Raw genomic sequence first — 13,192 nt, forward strand, 5'->3', positions numbered from 1 at the left:
CCGGGTTTACTGACGTGGCGCCAGGCTGCTTTCGCCCGTGACCGACCACAGGCGATAGCGCACCTCGACATCATCCGGCGCATAGATCACCAACGGCAGCCTGCTGTTGTAGCGCAGCAGTTGCGGCTCGCCGCCGACAGGTACGAAGGCCTGCTTGCGGCTGTCGTCCGGGCAGGCCATCAGCGTGCTCATGGCCGGGCCGACCTGGCCCAGTTCGTAGTAGCTGTAGCCCCAGCCTTCCACGGTCTTTTCCTGCCACTGGCCGCCCAGACGCTGATGGTTGCAGTCCACTTCCAGGGTCTTGCCGGCGATGATCTCGACCTTGTACTCGGCTTCGTTGGCCTGTGCCGGCAGCTCGATCACATGGCGGCTGTAGCCTTCGGCGGCTGCGGGGAAGGGTTTCAACGCCTCGGGCGTGGCGGCGCAGGCCGCCAGCGGCAGTGTGCAGGCGAGGGCGAACAACGGCAGTTTGAGTCGGTTCATGATGATTCCTTTGAAGGGCTTTTGAGCCATCCGTGAAAGGGAAGCCACCGAGGCGGCGAAGCAGCACAGACCCTTTTCAATAGGTCAGGTTCCCTTAGGTTTCAAGCCATTTTCGGCACCTCGCCAGGGCGTCTCGTCGGAGGCTTTCAGTCTGGTGGGCAGGGTTCGCGGCAGGGAGTCCATTAACAAAGCACTCTGGGCGAGCTCATGGCCAGACTGCGCAGGGTATCGTGGCTTTCGCTTTCCAATCAGGCCTCCATTCGTAAGATAGGCCTGGTATTTCACTTACCTTCCACCCTCTCTACCGCCGCGTCACTTTCACCGCTAGAGTGCCGGCGCTTTCATCGAACAGGAAACAGAACATGTCCGACCTCGACTCAACCGCCTCGCGCAGCTGGAAACTGCCTGCGCGCGCCATGCCGGTGGCCTTCGCCTTCTACATGTCGGGCATCATGGCGATGCTGATGACGCTGGTCATCACTGCCGCGAACCGCGGTATCGGCGAGGGTTATCTGCAGGCAGCGCTCAGCGCATACAGCCTGGCGATGCCTGTGGCTTTCGTCTGCGTGATGCTGGTACGGCCGATCGTACTCAAGCTGGTGAGCCTGACGGTGCGGGCGCCCTGAGAAATCCCGGGTAGCCCTGCTGGGGGCCGCCTTCGACGCCGACAAGGCGAACCGGTGTGCGCCTTGCGAGGCGCACACCGACAAGGGCGCGATGATCAGGCGAAGACGAAGTACTTGCGCACGGTCTCGACCACTTCCCAGGTGCCTTTCATGCCGGGCTCGACCACGAAGATGTCGCCGGCCTTGAGGTGAATCGGTTCCATGCCATCCGGGGTGATGATGCAGTAGCCTTCCTGGAAGTGGCAGTACTCCCACTTCACGTACTCCACGCGCCATTTGCCGGGCGTGCAGATCCAGGTTCCCATGATCTTGCTGCCGTCGTCGGAGGTGTAGGCGTTGAGGTTGACGGTGTGCGGGTCACCTTCGATGCGCTCCCACTTGCAGGCGTCGACGACGGGCATCGGCTGGGTATCGCGCAGAACGGTGATCGGTTTATTGGCCATTGGCGCTCCGGTATCGGTCGGAAAGGGCCTTCACCATAGAGCGGGGTGGCAAGGGGCGGTTGCCGGGACGCGACGCGGGGCTATTCATTCGCGCTGTGTGCGCGGCCTTGCGGCTCCTGTCGGACGCGATTCACCAGGCCGGCCCTGATCTTTGCTGGCGGGCGCTGCGATATTTCTCCATCCTCTGCGGTTGCTGCCGCTGCGCCTGGGATATGATGCGCGCCCCTCGAAATCCTGGCGGGTCATCATGTCCGGCAACGCCCTCTATACCGACTTGTCGGGCTATTACGATCTGATGTGCGCGGACATCGACTACGCCGCGCAAAGCCACTGCGTGCAGCGCCTGCAGCAACTGTTCGGCAACGGCGGCAAGCGTCACCTCGACCTGGCCTGCGGTACCGGCCCGCATGTGCGCCATTTTATCGATGCCGGCTACACCAGCGGCGGCCTGGACATCAACCAGCCAATGCTCGACCGCGCCGCCTTGCGCTGCCCCGAGGCGCGCTTTTCCCGGCAGGACATGTGCGGTTTTCAGGTCGACGAGCCGCTGGATCTGATTACCTGCTTCCTGTACTCGATCCACTACAGCGCCAGCATCGAACGACTCAAGGCCTGCATTTCCAGCGTGCATGCGGCTCTGGCCCCGGGCGGCGTGTTCTGCTTCAACGCCGTGGACAGACAGCGCATCGACAACGCTTCGTTCGTTTCACACAGCGCCTTGCATGGCGAAGGGCAGTTCCGCTTCAGCTCCGGCTGGTACTACCCGGGCGACGGCGAGCAGCAGGCGTTGCGCCTGCGCATCGAGCGTACCCAGGCCGAACGGACCGAGATATGGAACGACGAGCACCCGATGGTAGCGGTGAGTTTCGCCGAGCTGCAGGCGCTGCTGGCGCCATACTTTGAAGTGCAGGCGCTGGAGCACGACTATCAGCGCCTGACGCCATGGGATACCAAATCCGGTAACGCGCTGTTCGCCTGTAGCAAGCGCTGACCGACGCTCCTGAGCTCTACCTGCCGGCCCTTTGCTCTATCCGGGGGCGCATAACCCCGTCAGTGTTCCGCTTCACTCTTCATGGTCAGCCGCTGGGCATGGGGGCGCGTCCGGCGCCGACGGCTGCGGACGCCAGACGAGTCAAGGTGCCATCGATCAGGCGGGCTGCGCCTGGCGGGCAACGGTCATTTCCCCTTGCAGTTGCGCGACCAGCGCATCCACCTTGTTCAGTGCCTGGGCAACCGATGCGGCAAGCAGTTCGCCGTCGACCTCCTGCCCCTCGATGGCGATCTGGTGCACACGGGTGATGCCGATGAAGCCGAGCGCGGTGATCAGGTTCGGCTCCAGATGGTTCATGTGCGCCATCTCGCCGCCGGCATCGAAACCGATGCCGCCGCGTGCGGTGAGGATCACCACATGGCGTGGCCGGTCGGCCAGCATGGGCACATAGGGATCGAGCAGGTTGCTCTCGTCCACCTCCACGGTACGACCGGGGCGCACGATCTGATCGATCCACGCCTTGAGCGCGGCGGGCATGCCGAAGTTGTACAGCGGCGTGCCGATCACCAGCACATCGGCGGCAATCAGTTCGTCCACCAGACGATCGCTTTCGGCCAGCGTCTCACGCATCCAGGCTTCACGCTTGGGCTCGGGAGTGAAGGACGAGGCGATCCAGTCATGGCTGATGATCGATGGCGGGTTCTGGCCGATATCGCGGTAGGTGATGACGTCCTGCGGGCGTCGCGCCTGCCACTGGCTGACGAAGCGATGGCTGAGGTTGCGGCTGTGGGAACCGTGCAGATCCTGGCCGGCGAAGCCAGGGCGGGCGCTGGCGTCGAGATGCAGAATATGGGTCATGGTGAATCTCCTGCTTGAATTTGAATTCATCTGTGATTGGCAGCAGACTCAGGCTAGAGTCGCCCAATGTTGGCGACAAACGATCAATATTTTGTGAAACGGATGAGGAAATCTCAGCTATGGGTCGACGCCGGCTACCTCCGTTATCCGCCTTGCGGGCCTTCGAGGCGGCGGCTCGTCACGAGAGTGCCAAGCAGGCGGCGGAAGAACTCTCCGTGACGGCTACGGCGATCAGTCATCAGATCCGCGCGCTGGAAGAATCCCTCGGCGTCGCGCTGTTTCTGCGCAAACCGCGCCAGTTGGAACTGACCATGGCCGGGCGCGAGTTGCAGCAGGTGCTGGAAAGCGCCTTCGACAGCATCGGCGCAGCGGTCGAACGGCTCAGCGCCGCACCGCGCCGGCACGCGGTCACCCTCAGTACCACGCCTGCGATTGCGGTGCGCTGGCTGCTGCCCTGGGTCTGCCTGCTGCGTGACTCCCATCCGCATATCGACCTGCGCATTCACGCCTCGCACGAGCCGGTGGCGCTCGACGGTGTCACTGCGGATATCGCCATCCGCTATGGCGATGGCCGCTGGCCCGGGCTGGTGGCGGAAAAACTCTTCGACAACACCTTCGTTCCGGCGTGCAGCCCGCTACTGGAGCTGCACGACGTCACCGATTTGCCCAGGCATACGCTGATCCATTTCCGCAACCAGGCGGTGATGTCCGCACCGCTGGATTGGGCCGTCTGGCAGAAGAAGGCCCAGGTGACGGGGCTGGATGTCGGTGCCGGGCTGGTGTTCTCCGACGAGACCCATGCCGTCTCGGCGGCCATCGGCGCCCAGGGCGTGGCGCTGATGAGTCGGCAATTGATCGAAGACGAGCTGAAGGCTGGACGACTGGTGCAGCCCTTCGGTCCCGAGCTGGAAGGCAAGCCGTTCTATTTGGTGTACCCGGAAAGCCGGCGCAACGACCCGAGTATCCAGGCCGTGCGGCAATGGATCCTGACGGTGCCAGGCGGGTTGTGTTCGATCTAGAGGCAGTGGCCGGTATTTGCCGGGCGGATATCAAGCGCGCTAGGCGCCGGGTCGGGGCGCATAGCGTTTCGTCATCACCGCCCATTGCAGTGTGGGTGCCTCCTCCAGCTTCAGCGACCCGACCCTGAGTTGCACCATTGCCGGATCGTTGCCTGCATAAGCGACTGCTTCGTCGATGGCCCGCGTCCAGTCATGCTCGTCAAACCCAGCGCCGACCAGGATGGCGCTTCCACTCGCGGCGGACTGGTCGACGGCAAGAAGGCGCGACATGTACCAGAAGTCGTCGGACGCGCTGAGAAACAGCTTGCCGCGGTTGTTGTTGGCGAACGGGACTTTCAGTTCGATGTAGTGGTAGCCGTGGCCTGCGGCATCACGTACCCACAGGTCGCATTGCTTGGTTTCACGGTCCATCTGTCCGCGCCGCTGATCCAGCCAGACCTTGTACTCGACTCCCACATCCGTCTGCGGCTGCAGCTGGTAGCGTTCGGTCAGCCAGAGATAGAGCTCGATCTTCAGCCAGCCCTCGAAGCCGTTTCGCAGTTTCGACAGCTGGTACAGGGCAGGGGCGCGGCGAGTTTGCAGGTCGTCGAGAAACGCCGCAAAGGTGTCCGCGACATGGATGATGCCGGGCATCACAACTCCTTGGCATTCGTCCGGTTATCGGGCGGCAGGTAATAGGCGTCCCACAGCTTGTTGCGGAATTTGTTGCTTGGGTCGACGCGCCTTTTCAGCGCGAAGAACGCTTCGGCGTGTGGATAGGCGGCGAGGAACTGCTCACGGCTGGCGTGGATTTGATAAGGCAGGTAGTAGCTGCCCTGGTGGGCGATGGCGAGGTCGATCAGTTGCCGTGTCCAGTTGGCCACGGCGGTGCGCTCGTCGGGCGAGACGCCCTGGCGGTAGTAGATCACCAGCGCGAAGGTGTCTTCGCGGGCCCAGGCCAGCAGCGTACCCGGGTCGGCCTTGGCATGGCGGATGGAGATATTGGCCACCTTGACCTTGTGCTTCTTGAGCACATTTCCCATACCCGCGACGAAGTGCTCCAGCTGGGCTTGCGGGACGAAATACTCCTGCAGCACGTAACTGTAGCCAGGGCCGGATATGGGCTGCAGCTCGCGCACATCCAGACTGGCTTCATGGTTGCGCCACTGCACCTGTGGTCGTTTGAGCAGCAGCGGGTCGACCAGGCTTTCGCGTACCTTGGCGCTGCCATTGCTGCCGGCCACAGCCAGTGCGGCGCGCATGGCCTTGTAGTCACGCTCCAGCGGCACCAGGCGTTCGGTCACGGTCAGCGGTGCGTCGGTACGCAGGTAGGACACGGCACGCACGCTGTCGTAGTCGTCGGTGTAGAGGATGCCGTTGTGCATCACCATGTCCGGGTTGTCGAGGACCTGGCTGGCGAAGAACTGCGCATAGTCACTGAGCGGCATGACTTGCGTCTGACGCATCAGCCTGCTGTTCTCCACCAGCGGCAGGGTGGCCTCGACGATGACGCCCAGCCCGCCGTAACCGCCGATGGCGCCATGGAACAGCTCGCTGTTGTGCGTCGGGCTGGCGTCCACCACCTGGCCGTCGGCCAGCACCAGGCGCAACGAACGCACGCCGAGCACCAGCGGCCCCTGGCCGACGTAACGGCCATGGGCATTGACGCTGAGCGCGCCGCCAACGGTGAAGTTGGCGTAGGACTGCATGATCTGCGGCGACAGGTCGTGTGGGTCGATGTACTCCAGCACTTCGCGCCAGGTGATGCCGGCCTGTACACGAATCTCCCGGCGCTCTGCGGAAAACTCCAGCACCCGGTTGAAGCGGCGCATATCCAGCTGCAGGGCTTGCTCGGTCGCAGTCTGCCCGCCCATGCTGTAGCGCCCGCCGCCAATGGCGATAGGCCCGGGATGCGCGCGCACCGCCTCGACGATCTGTTCCAGCTCGGTAGGCGCCAGCACCTGCGCCACCTCGATGGGGTTCATGCCGCTGACGTCGTTGACGATTTCCACGGCATGGGTGGCCTGGCACAGCAGCAGGATAAGGAGGGGGAGAATGCGCATCGGACGTCCCTGTTCGCGGCAATGAAGCGGATGATCTTGGTGGCGCGGTGCATCGGTGGAAATGGCCTGCCATCGAGCGAGCGCTGGCGGCCATTGTTCCTCAACTGCTGTGGCGAGTGTCAATTGAAATAGCGGTGGCCCCCGCGGCTGGTACTCGTCGTGGCGGTCAGCCAGGGCCGGGCGGATTCAGGCCGGCAGCGCCGGGCGCACGCGCAAGGTCAGGCCGGCATGCACCGCCAGCGTGGCGATCACCAGCGCGCCACCGTAGAGCGTCGCATTGGCCGGCGTCTCGTGCAGGAAGTACCAGACCCACAGCGTACCCAGCACGGTTTCCAGCAAATAGAACAGCGCCACTTCGGCTGAAGGCAGGTAGCGGGTGGCGTTGTTGATCAGCAAGGTGGCCAGCGGCATTTGCACCAGGCCCATGATGGCCAGCGCCCAGTAGCTCGAAGCACCCAGCGCGAAGGGCTGCGCGTTGGGCCAGGCGATCAGTGCCGCCGCCAGCCCGCCGAGGGCGATCAGCGGCATGCGTTCCAGCGCCGGATGGCGGCGCAGCAGTGTCAGGTTGGCACCCACCGCCGCCGAGGACAGCAGCGCATAGCCGTTGCCGGCCAGGTCGCTGGCATCAAAGGCGCCGGCGAATACCAGCATGATGCCCAATGCCGCCACGCCAATGGCCAGCCAGGTGCGCAGCGCCACCTGCTCGCCGAGAAAGAAACGGGTGAACAGCGCGGCGAACAGCGGCGCCGTGCAGAGAATGACCACCACGTTGGCGACCTGGGTATGGATCACCGCAAGCACGAAGAAGATCGAGATCAGCGCCAGCAGCAGGGCAGAGCAGGCACTGAGCAGCGGATGCGCGCGAACGCTGGCGCGGCTCTTGGCCGACAGCGAGAACACGCCGAGGGCCAGGAACATCAGCAGCCCGCGCCAGAATACGATGCTCCAGCCATCGGCCTGGGCCAGACGTACCAGCAGGCCATCGAAGCTGAGAATCGCGATGCCGCTGGTCACAAGCAGCAAGCCCCGTGCTGAATCATTCATCCGTGGGTCCTCGGTAGGTCGTTGTCGGTATCGTGTCCTGGGCTGGCGAGCCCTCGAACGCGGGCGCAGCCAGTGCTAGCCCCGATGATGGCCGCGATCTGTGCCACTAACCTGCCCAGAAGCGCCCCGAGCACTGCGGTTAGCGACCTTGGCTGCGCGCACCGAGCGTGAGCCTGCCAATCGCAGACGACGTGGCGGTTCAGTGCAGCGCGCGCGAGGGCAGGCGTTCGTCGACCAGCTGCTGCGCCTGGAGCGCGAGCGCATCGAGATGCTGGTCGCGCTGCTTTTCCGCCTGCTGCATGGCGCGCTGGCCGTGCTGCTTGAGCAGGTAGGCGTGAATCTGCCGGACCTCCGTGGAGGCGAACACCGGCGCCAGGTCGGCGACGGCGAACATGCCGCTGGAGCGATAGTCGCGGCTGTTCATCACCACCTGCGCACCCTGGGCGGCCAGCACCTGCAAACCCATGGACTCGAACAGCGGCACCTTGTCCGCGGTGCAGGCCAGTTCCAGGTGCGGGCGTTGCTCCAGTACGCGTTGCAGCAGCGCCCGACCGATGCCCTGGGCGCGATGCTCGCTGTGCACAGCCAGATAGGCGAGAGTGCAGGCGGCAGCATCGTCCGGGCTGGGCAGGTACAGGGCAAACCCGAGCACACGGGCCGGATCTTCATCGTCCAGCGCCAGCAGCAACTGCACGGGGCCTTCGGCGTCGCCGTTCATGGTCTGCAGGTGCAGATGCAGCTCATAGCCGATCACGTACTGGTAAAGCTGGTACAGCGGGTTGCTCGGCAGCAGCGGTACCGCGCTGATGTCGGCGAAATAGTCGACCACCATCTGTTGCACCTGGCTCTTCAGTGACTCGGGCGACGGGCTGCTGAGGTGGGCAAGGGTGAACATCGGCAGATGGGTTCCGCTGGACAAGGGGGCACGATTGTAACCCGCAGGTAGCGCTCAGATCGTTTCCCGCAGATCGGCGCCGGCTGCTCCCGCTTCTTCCCCCGTCCGATCTACTACCCGCGTGCTGTTTCGCCCGCCGCGCTTGGACTGATAGAGCAAGGTGTCGCCTTGCTCTATCAGCGCCGCCAGGCTGGCCGGTGGCTGATCGAACAACGTGGCGCCTATGCTCAGGGTCACGGTCTGCGGAGTGGCAAAGGCTTGTGACGCCATGAGGTTGAAGCGCTGGCGCAGCGCATTGCCCAATGTCACGACGGACTCGTTCGACGTGTCGCTCAGCAGGATGACGAACTCGTCGCCACCCAGGCGTGCCGTCAGCGCGCGCTCCGGCAGATACGAGCGCAGTATCTCGGCGAGACTGATTAGCAGGCGGTCTCCCGCCAGATGGCCGTGAAGGTCGTTGACCAGCTTGAAGTTGTCGATGTCGATCAGCAACAGGGCGCCGGTGCGAGCGGGCGAGGTTTCCTTCAGCAGGTCGCCAGCTCGTGCCTCCAGCGCACGACGGTTGTACAGCGACGTCAGCGGATCGCGCGCGGCCAGGCGCTCGATGCGTTTTTCGCGGCGCCAGCGCACGGTACCGGTCATCGACAGGGAAATCAGCATCAGAGCCATGGCGCCTTCCACCAACGAAACCTGAATGATCAAACCGCGAAAGGCGCTGAGGTCGATCAGCGTGCCGGGCACCACGGCGGTCATGGCCTTGGCTACGTAGAAAAGGCCATGCACCAGCAATACATAACGCAACTGGGCGGCGCCCACGCTCAATGAATTGCCATGGGGGCGCAGCAGAACGCTGGCCTTGAGCGTGACCAGGGCGACCAGCATCGAGTTGGTGAGCAGCATGACCCTGGACCACTGCGGCCCATCCGGCAGGAGCAGCATCGCCAGCCAGGCGACAAAGACCAGGTACCAGGCCCGCGAGAAACGCGCCTCGGTGAAGCGGGCCACGCCCAGCAGGAACAACCAGTGGGCCGTCACCAGCAGGCCATTGGCCAACCAGATGCCGATCAGGATCAGGCCGCTGCCACGCAGCAGGGCCAGGGTTGAGCCGATGGTGATGGTTGCGAAGCCTGCGCTCCAGAACAGCAAGGGCGACTCCCGCACGTTATGCCACTCCACCGCCAGGTACAGCGCAGCAGCCGCGGCGAGGGCGACGGTCAGGGTCAGCATGGTCGGGGCGTCGAACGCCATGTTCTGGGTAGCCTGTGTGGATTGCACGATGAAGGATGCCTCGGCGTATGCCGGGCTTTTGGGGCGGCAGATTGTAAGGGCTCGCGGAGAATTTCAAAGGGCTGGCGGTCGGGTGCCTGCAGTGGTCCCACGCTTCGCGTCATGAACGCCAGCGCCATCCTGGCCTGGAGCGTCTCGGGTAGCATGGCGGCACATCGAACAGCGACCCGGAAGAGCCATATGCCATCGCCGAAACGAAAATACTCAGGCATCGAGCGCGAGCTGATCCGCGCGTTGACCCTTGCCTGCGAAACGGCGAAAAGCGAAATCGTCGGCTTCCAGTGGCTGACTCATGGTGTGGACTACGAACAGTTTCCGCAGAGCCTTGTGGTGACCTGGATGTTCGATAGCGAGGCGAGCAGGGCGCGGGCACTCGCCAGCCCGGACAAGGCGAGAATGCTGGCGCTGACCCTGGCGGCTTTCGACGAGGTGGGCATCAGCGTATCGCGCATCGTCGACCACGTGGCGTTCTCGGTCGAACGACCGGCAAGGGGCAAGCGTGGCTAAGGACATTGAAAACCCTTGCGTGTCGCTGTGTCAGCTCAACAGCGAGCTGTGCGTCAGTTGCGGGCGCACGCGCGAGGAAATCCGCAAATGGCGGGGCATGAAACGGCCCGAGAAGATGGCCACCGTGCAGAAGGCCGCAGCAAGGATGAAGGTGATTGCCAGGAAGAAAGGCAAGAACTAGCAAGACGGGCCGGATGGGAACTGCTGTCCCTACCGACCCGGTGCTCATGCACTATTACTGCGGCTCGGCTAAAAACGGTGCGACGCTACCGAATGGATAACTGCCCATTCCAATGCGCAAGGGGGCGATGGTCTTCGGTATGTTGGTGCCGACGACCAGCACATTATCAACAAGCACCTGCTCGCCGGGGTTACGGTTATCCGCTGCGACGATCAGGTAATAAGTGCCGCTGTGAGTAACCTGGCCCGCTAGCTCTTGATTAACCACACCGATCTGGCCACGTATCTGGCCAAAGCCACGACCAATCACTGTTGATTTCTCATCCAGCAAAATCAAGTAAGGCGATAAAACATACTTGCTAAAGCCAAGGCAACTGTTCACGCACCAGGAGTGAACCTTGATCAGAAAGGGCTTGTTGGCCTTGGGGTCGACGGAAAATACACGGTAGTTGGACGGTACCCCATCGACTAACAGACGAGGCTCCTGCGCACTGATCTGCCATTGTTTTGGACGCCATCCTGGGTTGATCTGCATGGGCTCGACAGTGGCATTGCGAACTGCTTCTGCGGGTGTTTTGGCCAGGGGGGTAGTGGAACCGACTACTTGCTCCTGATAGAGCCGCTGCGGGTTGGCGCTGCAGGCTATCAAACCCAGGCAAAGGCTCAGAAGAAGGATAAGGCGCATTGTATTTTCCTTGAAATGGGAAAAGTGCATAACGAATCTATCGTTCGGCTAAGGCGAATCAGCATGCAATGCTGAGCGAAGAACTCCTTCTGCGCAGGATCATCGGGCCGTTTCGCCGAAGCGATAATCCACCGCTACCAGCCGATCCAGTGAGTTGCCGTAATGAAAGGTGAATGGTCGCCCGGCAGCCATGATCCGCTTCAGGCAGCTTGCCTCGAACTTGCCAAGGTCGTTGGTGGTAAGGCCGCCTCTGTGGTCGATCAAACCTAGCTCACCGAAGAAGAACACCAGCTCATCGGCCTGGTTGTTACGGGCGTTGGCGCTGGTGATCAGCTTGTAGCGGTAATGGCCTTCGGCAACGGCCTGATCGAGGTCGCTGTTGCCGATACTCACCGACGTAGGCAGGCGGAAGCTCTGTGTCGCCAGAAACTGGTTGAGCATGTCGACGCTGCCGTGCTCGCCGGGGGCGTTCAACTGATAGTGGATTTGCGGCAGCGGCTTCTCCAGGCCCAGGGTGACCTGGCAGTGCACCGGGCTGGACTGGTACAGGCGGACACCCGGCGCCTCGCGCTCCTGGTACATCAGTCGTGGCGTGTCGAAGTATTCGATGCGGCTGGTGAATTGCGGGCGCATCATGTTGGCCTTTGCCTGCAGCATCCGGATCGTGTCGGCAAATGGATCACCCTTTACCACTTCGGGCTCCTGCTGCTTGATGCGCAAACGCACCTGTTGCGCCTCGGCACGTGCCTTGAGCAGATCGTCGAAGTAGGTGGTCAGGCTTGCCTGCTGTTGCTGGCTCAGCGCGTCTTCGGGGAAGGAGACGGCCACTGCCTTGCCATCGTTGCGTGTGTCGAGCGTCGCCTGGCTGCTGTCGATACCGGCGTTTTGCAGGCCATCGAGGATCGCTTGCTGGTATTGCGAGTCGAGCCCCCAGCCACTGGAAACAGGTTGCTCGAAGTGCAGAACCAGGCGTTCTTCCTTGCAGGCGCCAAGCAGTATCAGCGCGCCAAGCAGCAGGATGCGATGGACGTTCATTAGACCTCTCCCTAGGTCAGCAATGGGCCGCGCATGATAGCGCCTGGTTTGTGCGGGGGAAGGGAAGTGGGGCACGACCGTGGGAATTCCCCTGCGGGGCGTGGGCGATCAACCTTAGCTAACGTCCAGCTGGCGCTGGGTGATGTCCTTCATCTTGGCGCCGAGGATCGCCGCCTCGATTGCCTTCACCGTGTCCTTGGCCGGAGGCATTTCGAAGACGGCACTTTCGGCGAGGGTGTACAGGCGCTCGCCGCTATTCAGGGTCAGTTCGAGAAATGCCACGTGCTCCGACCAGGAGCGGTAGCGGCGCACCATGAAAAGGCTGTGCCTGGCCTTGGTCGAGCTGATTTTCGCCAGGGGAATCCGGCGGTTGCCGTCCTCGCTGCACAGCACCAGTTCGTCCGCGTGGATGAAGGCAGGTTGGCTTTTGGCGATCCGGCGCCATTCCACGATGAAGCGGCCCAAGATGATCAGCATGACGCAGGGCAGAGGCGAGAGCAGGGCGAATTCATCGTTTGCCAGGCCCTTCAGGGTGATGCCGGCCATGAGCAGCAGGAAGAGAAGGGTGATGATCCTGTAGAACTGGACATTGCCGAAGTCCGAGTGGGGCAGTAAACGAACTTCCATGCGTCATTTTTCCTGGGGGTTATTGCTGCGGAGTTGGGACAGCGTATTGCATCTGTTGTGGTGCTGCTGGGTCTGCTCCGCAAAAACGCGGGTGCAGCGATCTGTGGTGCTGAAAGTCACTCACCGTTTTCAATCAAGGAGTCCAGGAGTCCAGGCCTCTTGCTACGGAGTGAACTCGCCGCTTGTGTGTCGTTCTTGATACCGGTTCCGCCCTTACGGCGGGTCACTTCTGGCAAACGCCCCAGAAGTAACCAAGAGGTCTTTGCCCCTGGCATCCGGCCCGACTTCGTCGGGTTCCCTCGCTCCATCGTCGTTCCAGGGGCACGCCGCGAAGGGCCATCCCTGGCCCATCGCGGCTCTCGCGGCATCCATGCCGCTCAACCCCTTACACAACGATTCCACTCGGCCTCCTGACGGGGCGTTTGGCGTTGCCTAGGCGATTGGTGTTCCCAAAACACTAAAGAGCCAGA

Annotated in this window: 16 protein-coding genes; 5 read left to right on the forward strand and 11 right to left on the reverse strand. The window is 62.8% G+C overall.

Features of this window, described 5'->3' with window-relative positions; genetic code table 11:
• Positions 1-6: 6 nt before the first annotated feature.
• Positions 7-483 carry a serine protease inhibitor ecotin gene (eco, locus tag OEG79_RS06345; RefSeq protein ID WP_264147950.1) on the reverse strand — a complete coding sequence of 159 codons (477 nt, stop codon included), beginning with the start codon at positions 481-483 and terminating at the stop codon, positions 7-9.
• Positions 484-845: 362 nt separating this feature from the next.
• Between eco and OEG79_RS06350 the strand changes: the two genes are divergently transcribed.
• On the forward strand, positions 846-1,109 hold the full coding sequence (locus tag OEG79_RS06350; protein ID WP_264147951.1) for a DUF2798 domain-containing protein: 264 nt from the start codon (positions 846-848) through the stop codon (positions 1,107-1,109).
• A 95-nt stretch (positions 1,110-1,204) separates the two neighbouring features.
• Here the strand turns inward: OEG79_RS06350 and OEG79_RS06355 are convergent, their stop codons facing one another.
• Positions 1,205-1,552, reverse strand: coding sequence for a cupin domain-containing protein (locus OEG79_RS06355; RefSeq protein ID WP_013716543.1), 348 nt, complete (start codon positions 1,550-1,552; stop codon positions 1,205-1,207).
• 247 nt (positions 1,553-1,799) lie between these two features.
• Here OEG79_RS06355 and OEG79_RS06360 point away from each other — a divergent pair, with 247 nt between their 5' ends.
• The gene (locus OEG79_RS06360) at positions 1,800-2,543 is read left to right on the forward strand and encodes a class I SAM-dependent DNA methyltransferase (protein WP_264147952.1); all 744 of its coding nucleotides are present in this window, start codon (positions 1,800-1,802) and stop codon (positions 2,541-2,543) included.
• A gap of 156 nt (positions 2,544-2,699) precedes the next feature.
• Here OEG79_RS06360 and OEG79_RS06365 read toward each other — a convergent pair whose 3' ends face one another.
• Positions 2,700-3,401 (reverse strand): FMN-dependent NADH-azoreductase, encoded by a 702-nt coding sequence (locus OEG79_RS06365; protein ID WP_264147953.1) that lies wholly within the window; start codon positions 3,399-3,401, stop codon positions 2,700-2,702.
• Between the two features lie 119 nt (positions 3,402-3,520).
• On the opposite strand from OEG79_RS06365, the gene gcvA reads away from it, so the two are divergent.
• Positions 3,521-4,420, forward strand: a complete 900-nt coding sequence (gcvA, locus tag OEG79_RS06370) for a transcriptional regulator GcvA (protein WP_264147954.1) — start codon at positions 3,521-3,523, stop codon at positions 4,418-4,420.
• A 39-nt stretch (positions 4,421-4,459) separates the two neighbouring features.
• Here the strand turns inward: gcvA and OEG79_RS06375 are convergent, their stop codons facing one another.
• The 5 genes from OEG79_RS06375 to OEG79_RS06395 all read right to left on the reverse strand — a co-directional run bounded on the left by OEG79_RS06375 (position 4,460) and on the right by OEG79_RS06395 (position 9,649).
• Positions 4,460-5,053, reverse strand: coding sequence for a hypothetical protein (locus tag OEG79_RS06375; RefSeq protein ID WP_115291050.1), 594 nt, complete (start codon positions 5,051-5,053; stop codon positions 4,460-4,462).
• Positions 5,053-6,462 carry an FAD-binding oxidoreductase gene (locus OEG79_RS06380; RefSeq protein ID WP_264147955.1) on the reverse strand — a complete coding sequence of 470 codons (1,410 nt, stop codon included), beginning with the start codon at positions 6,460-6,462 and terminating at the stop codon, positions 5,053-5,055. The genes OEG79_RS06375 and OEG79_RS06380 overlap by 1 nt, the downstream gene beginning before the upstream one ends.
• Positions 6,463-6,648: 186 nt before the next feature.
• Positions 6,649-7,506: a DMT family transporter gene (locus OEG79_RS06385; RefSeq protein ID WP_264147956.1), complete on the reverse strand. Its 858-nt coding sequence runs from the start codon at positions 7,504-7,506 to the stop codon at positions 6,649-6,651.
• 199 nt (positions 7,507-7,705) lie between these two features.
• The gene (locus OEG79_RS06390) at positions 7,706-8,401 is read right to left on the reverse strand and encodes a GNAT family N-acetyltransferase (RefSeq protein ID WP_264148682.1); all 696 of its coding nucleotides are present in this window, start codon (positions 8,399-8,401) and stop codon (positions 7,706-7,708) included.
• Between the two features lie 54 nt (positions 8,402-8,455).
• The gene (locus OEG79_RS06395) at positions 8,456-9,649 is read right to left on the reverse strand and encodes a GGDEF domain-containing protein (RefSeq protein WP_264147957.1); all 1,194 of its coding nucleotides are present in this window, start codon (positions 9,647-9,649) and stop codon (positions 8,456-8,458) included.
• Between the two features lie 219 nt (positions 9,650-9,868).
• Here OEG79_RS06395 and OEG79_RS06400 point away from each other — a divergent pair, with 219 nt between their 5' ends.
• Both OEG79_RS06400 and OEG79_RS06405 read left to right on the forward strand, forming a co-directional pair.
• Positions 9,869-10,195 carry a hypothetical protein gene (locus tag OEG79_RS06400; RefSeq protein WP_264148683.1) on the forward strand — a complete coding sequence of 109 codons (327 nt, stop codon included), beginning with the start codon at positions 9,869-9,871 and terminating at the stop codon, positions 10,193-10,195.
• Positions 10,188-10,376: a DUF1289 domain-containing protein gene (locus OEG79_RS06405; RefSeq protein WP_017362144.1), complete on the forward strand. Its 189-nt coding sequence runs from the start codon at positions 10,188-10,190 to the stop codon at positions 10,374-10,376. Before OEG79_RS06400 ends, OEG79_RS06405 begins: the two co-directional genes overlap by 8 nt.
• Positions 10,377-10,430: 54 nt before the next feature.
• Here the strand turns inward: OEG79_RS06405 and OEG79_RS06410 are convergent, their stop codons facing one another.
• The 3 genes from OEG79_RS06410 to OEG79_RS06420 all read right to left on the reverse strand — a co-directional run bounded on the left by OEG79_RS06410 (position 10,431) and on the right by OEG79_RS06420 (position 12,722).
• Positions 10,431-11,060 (reverse strand): hypothetical protein, encoded by a 630-nt coding sequence (locus OEG79_RS06410; protein ID WP_264147958.1) that lies wholly within the window; start codon positions 11,058-11,060, stop codon positions 10,431-10,433.
• 99 nt (positions 11,061-11,159) lie between these two features.
• On the reverse strand, positions 11,160-12,095 hold the full coding sequence (locus OEG79_RS06415; protein WP_264147959.1) for a hypothetical protein: 936 nt from the start codon (positions 12,093-12,095) through the stop codon (positions 11,160-11,162).
• A gap of 114 nt (positions 12,096-12,209) precedes the next feature.
• Positions 12,210-12,722 carry a hypothetical protein gene (locus OEG79_RS06420; protein WP_264147960.1) on the reverse strand — a complete coding sequence of 171 codons (513 nt, stop codon included), beginning with the start codon at positions 12,720-12,722 and terminating at the stop codon, positions 12,210-12,212.
• Positions 12,723-13,192 lie beyond the last annotated feature (470 nt).

The sequence above is a fragment of the Pseudomonas sp. Z8(2022) genome, assembly GCF_025837155.1.
Classification (GTDB): domain Bacteria; phylum Pseudomonadota; class Gammaproteobacteria; order Pseudomonadales; family Pseudomonadaceae; genus Aquipseudomonas.

What these genes read in the sequence shown, in the direction of transcription:
- eco (WP_264147950.1), bottom strand. Translation starts at nt 483, where the DNA reads ATGAACCGACTCAAACTGCCGTTGTTCGCCCTCGCCTGCACACTGCCG.
- OEG79_RS06350 (WP_264147951.1), top strand. Translation starts at nt 846, where the DNA reads ATGTCCGACCTCGACTCAACCGCCTCGCGCAGCTGGAAACTGCCTGCG.
- OEG79_RS06355 (WP_013716543.1), bottom strand. Translation starts at nt 1,552, where the DNA reads ATGGCCAATAAACCGATCACCGTTCTGCGCGATACCCAGCCGATGCCC.
- OEG79_RS06360 (WP_264147952.1), top strand. Translation starts at nt 1,800, where the DNA reads ATGTCCGGCAACGCCCTCTATACCGACTTGTCGGGCTATTACGATCTG.
- OEG79_RS06365 (WP_264147953.1), bottom strand. Translation starts at nt 3,401, where the DNA reads ATGACCCATATTCTGCATCTCGACGCCAGCGCCCGCCCTGGCTTCGCC.
- gcvA (WP_264147954.1), top strand. Translation starts at nt 3,521, where the DNA reads ATGGGTCGACGCCGGCTACCTCCGTTATCCGCCTTGCGGGCCTTCGAG.
- OEG79_RS06375 (WP_115291050.1), bottom strand. Translation starts at nt 5,053, where the DNA reads ATGCCCGGCATCATCCATGTCGCGGACACCTTTGCGGCGTTTCTCGAC.
- OEG79_RS06380 (WP_264147955.1), bottom strand. Translation starts at nt 6,462, where the DNA reads ATGCGCATTCTCCCCCTCCTTATCCTGCTGCTGTGCCAGGCCACCCAT.
- OEG79_RS06385 (WP_264147956.1), bottom strand. Translation starts at nt 7,506, where the DNA reads ATGAATGATTCAGCACGGGGCTTGCTGCTTGTGACCAGCGGCATCGCG.
- OEG79_RS06390 (WP_264148682.1), bottom strand. Translation starts at nt 8,401, where the DNA reads ATGTTCACCCTTGCCCACCTCAGCAGCCCGTCGCCCGAGTCACTGAAG.
- OEG79_RS06395 (WP_264147957.1), bottom strand. Translation starts at nt 9,649, where the DNA reads ATGGCGTTCGACGCCCCGACCATGCTGACCCTGACCGTCGCCCTCGCC.
- OEG79_RS06400 (WP_264148683.1), top strand. Translation starts at nt 9,869, where the DNA reads ATGCCATCGCCGAAACGAAAATACTCAGGCATCGAGCGCGAGCTGATC.
- OEG79_RS06410 (WP_264147958.1), bottom strand. Translation starts at nt 11,060, where the DNA reads ATGCGCCTTATCCTTCTTCTGAGCCTTTGCCTGGGTTTGATAGCCTGC.
- OEG79_RS06415 (WP_264147959.1), bottom strand. Translation starts at nt 12,095, where the DNA reads ATGAACGTCCATCGCATCCTGCTGCTTGGCGCGCTGATACTGCTTGGC.
- OEG79_RS06420 (WP_264147960.1), bottom strand. Translation starts at nt 12,722, where the DNA reads ATGGAAGTTCGTTTACTGCCCCACTCGGACTTCGGCAATGTCCAGTTC.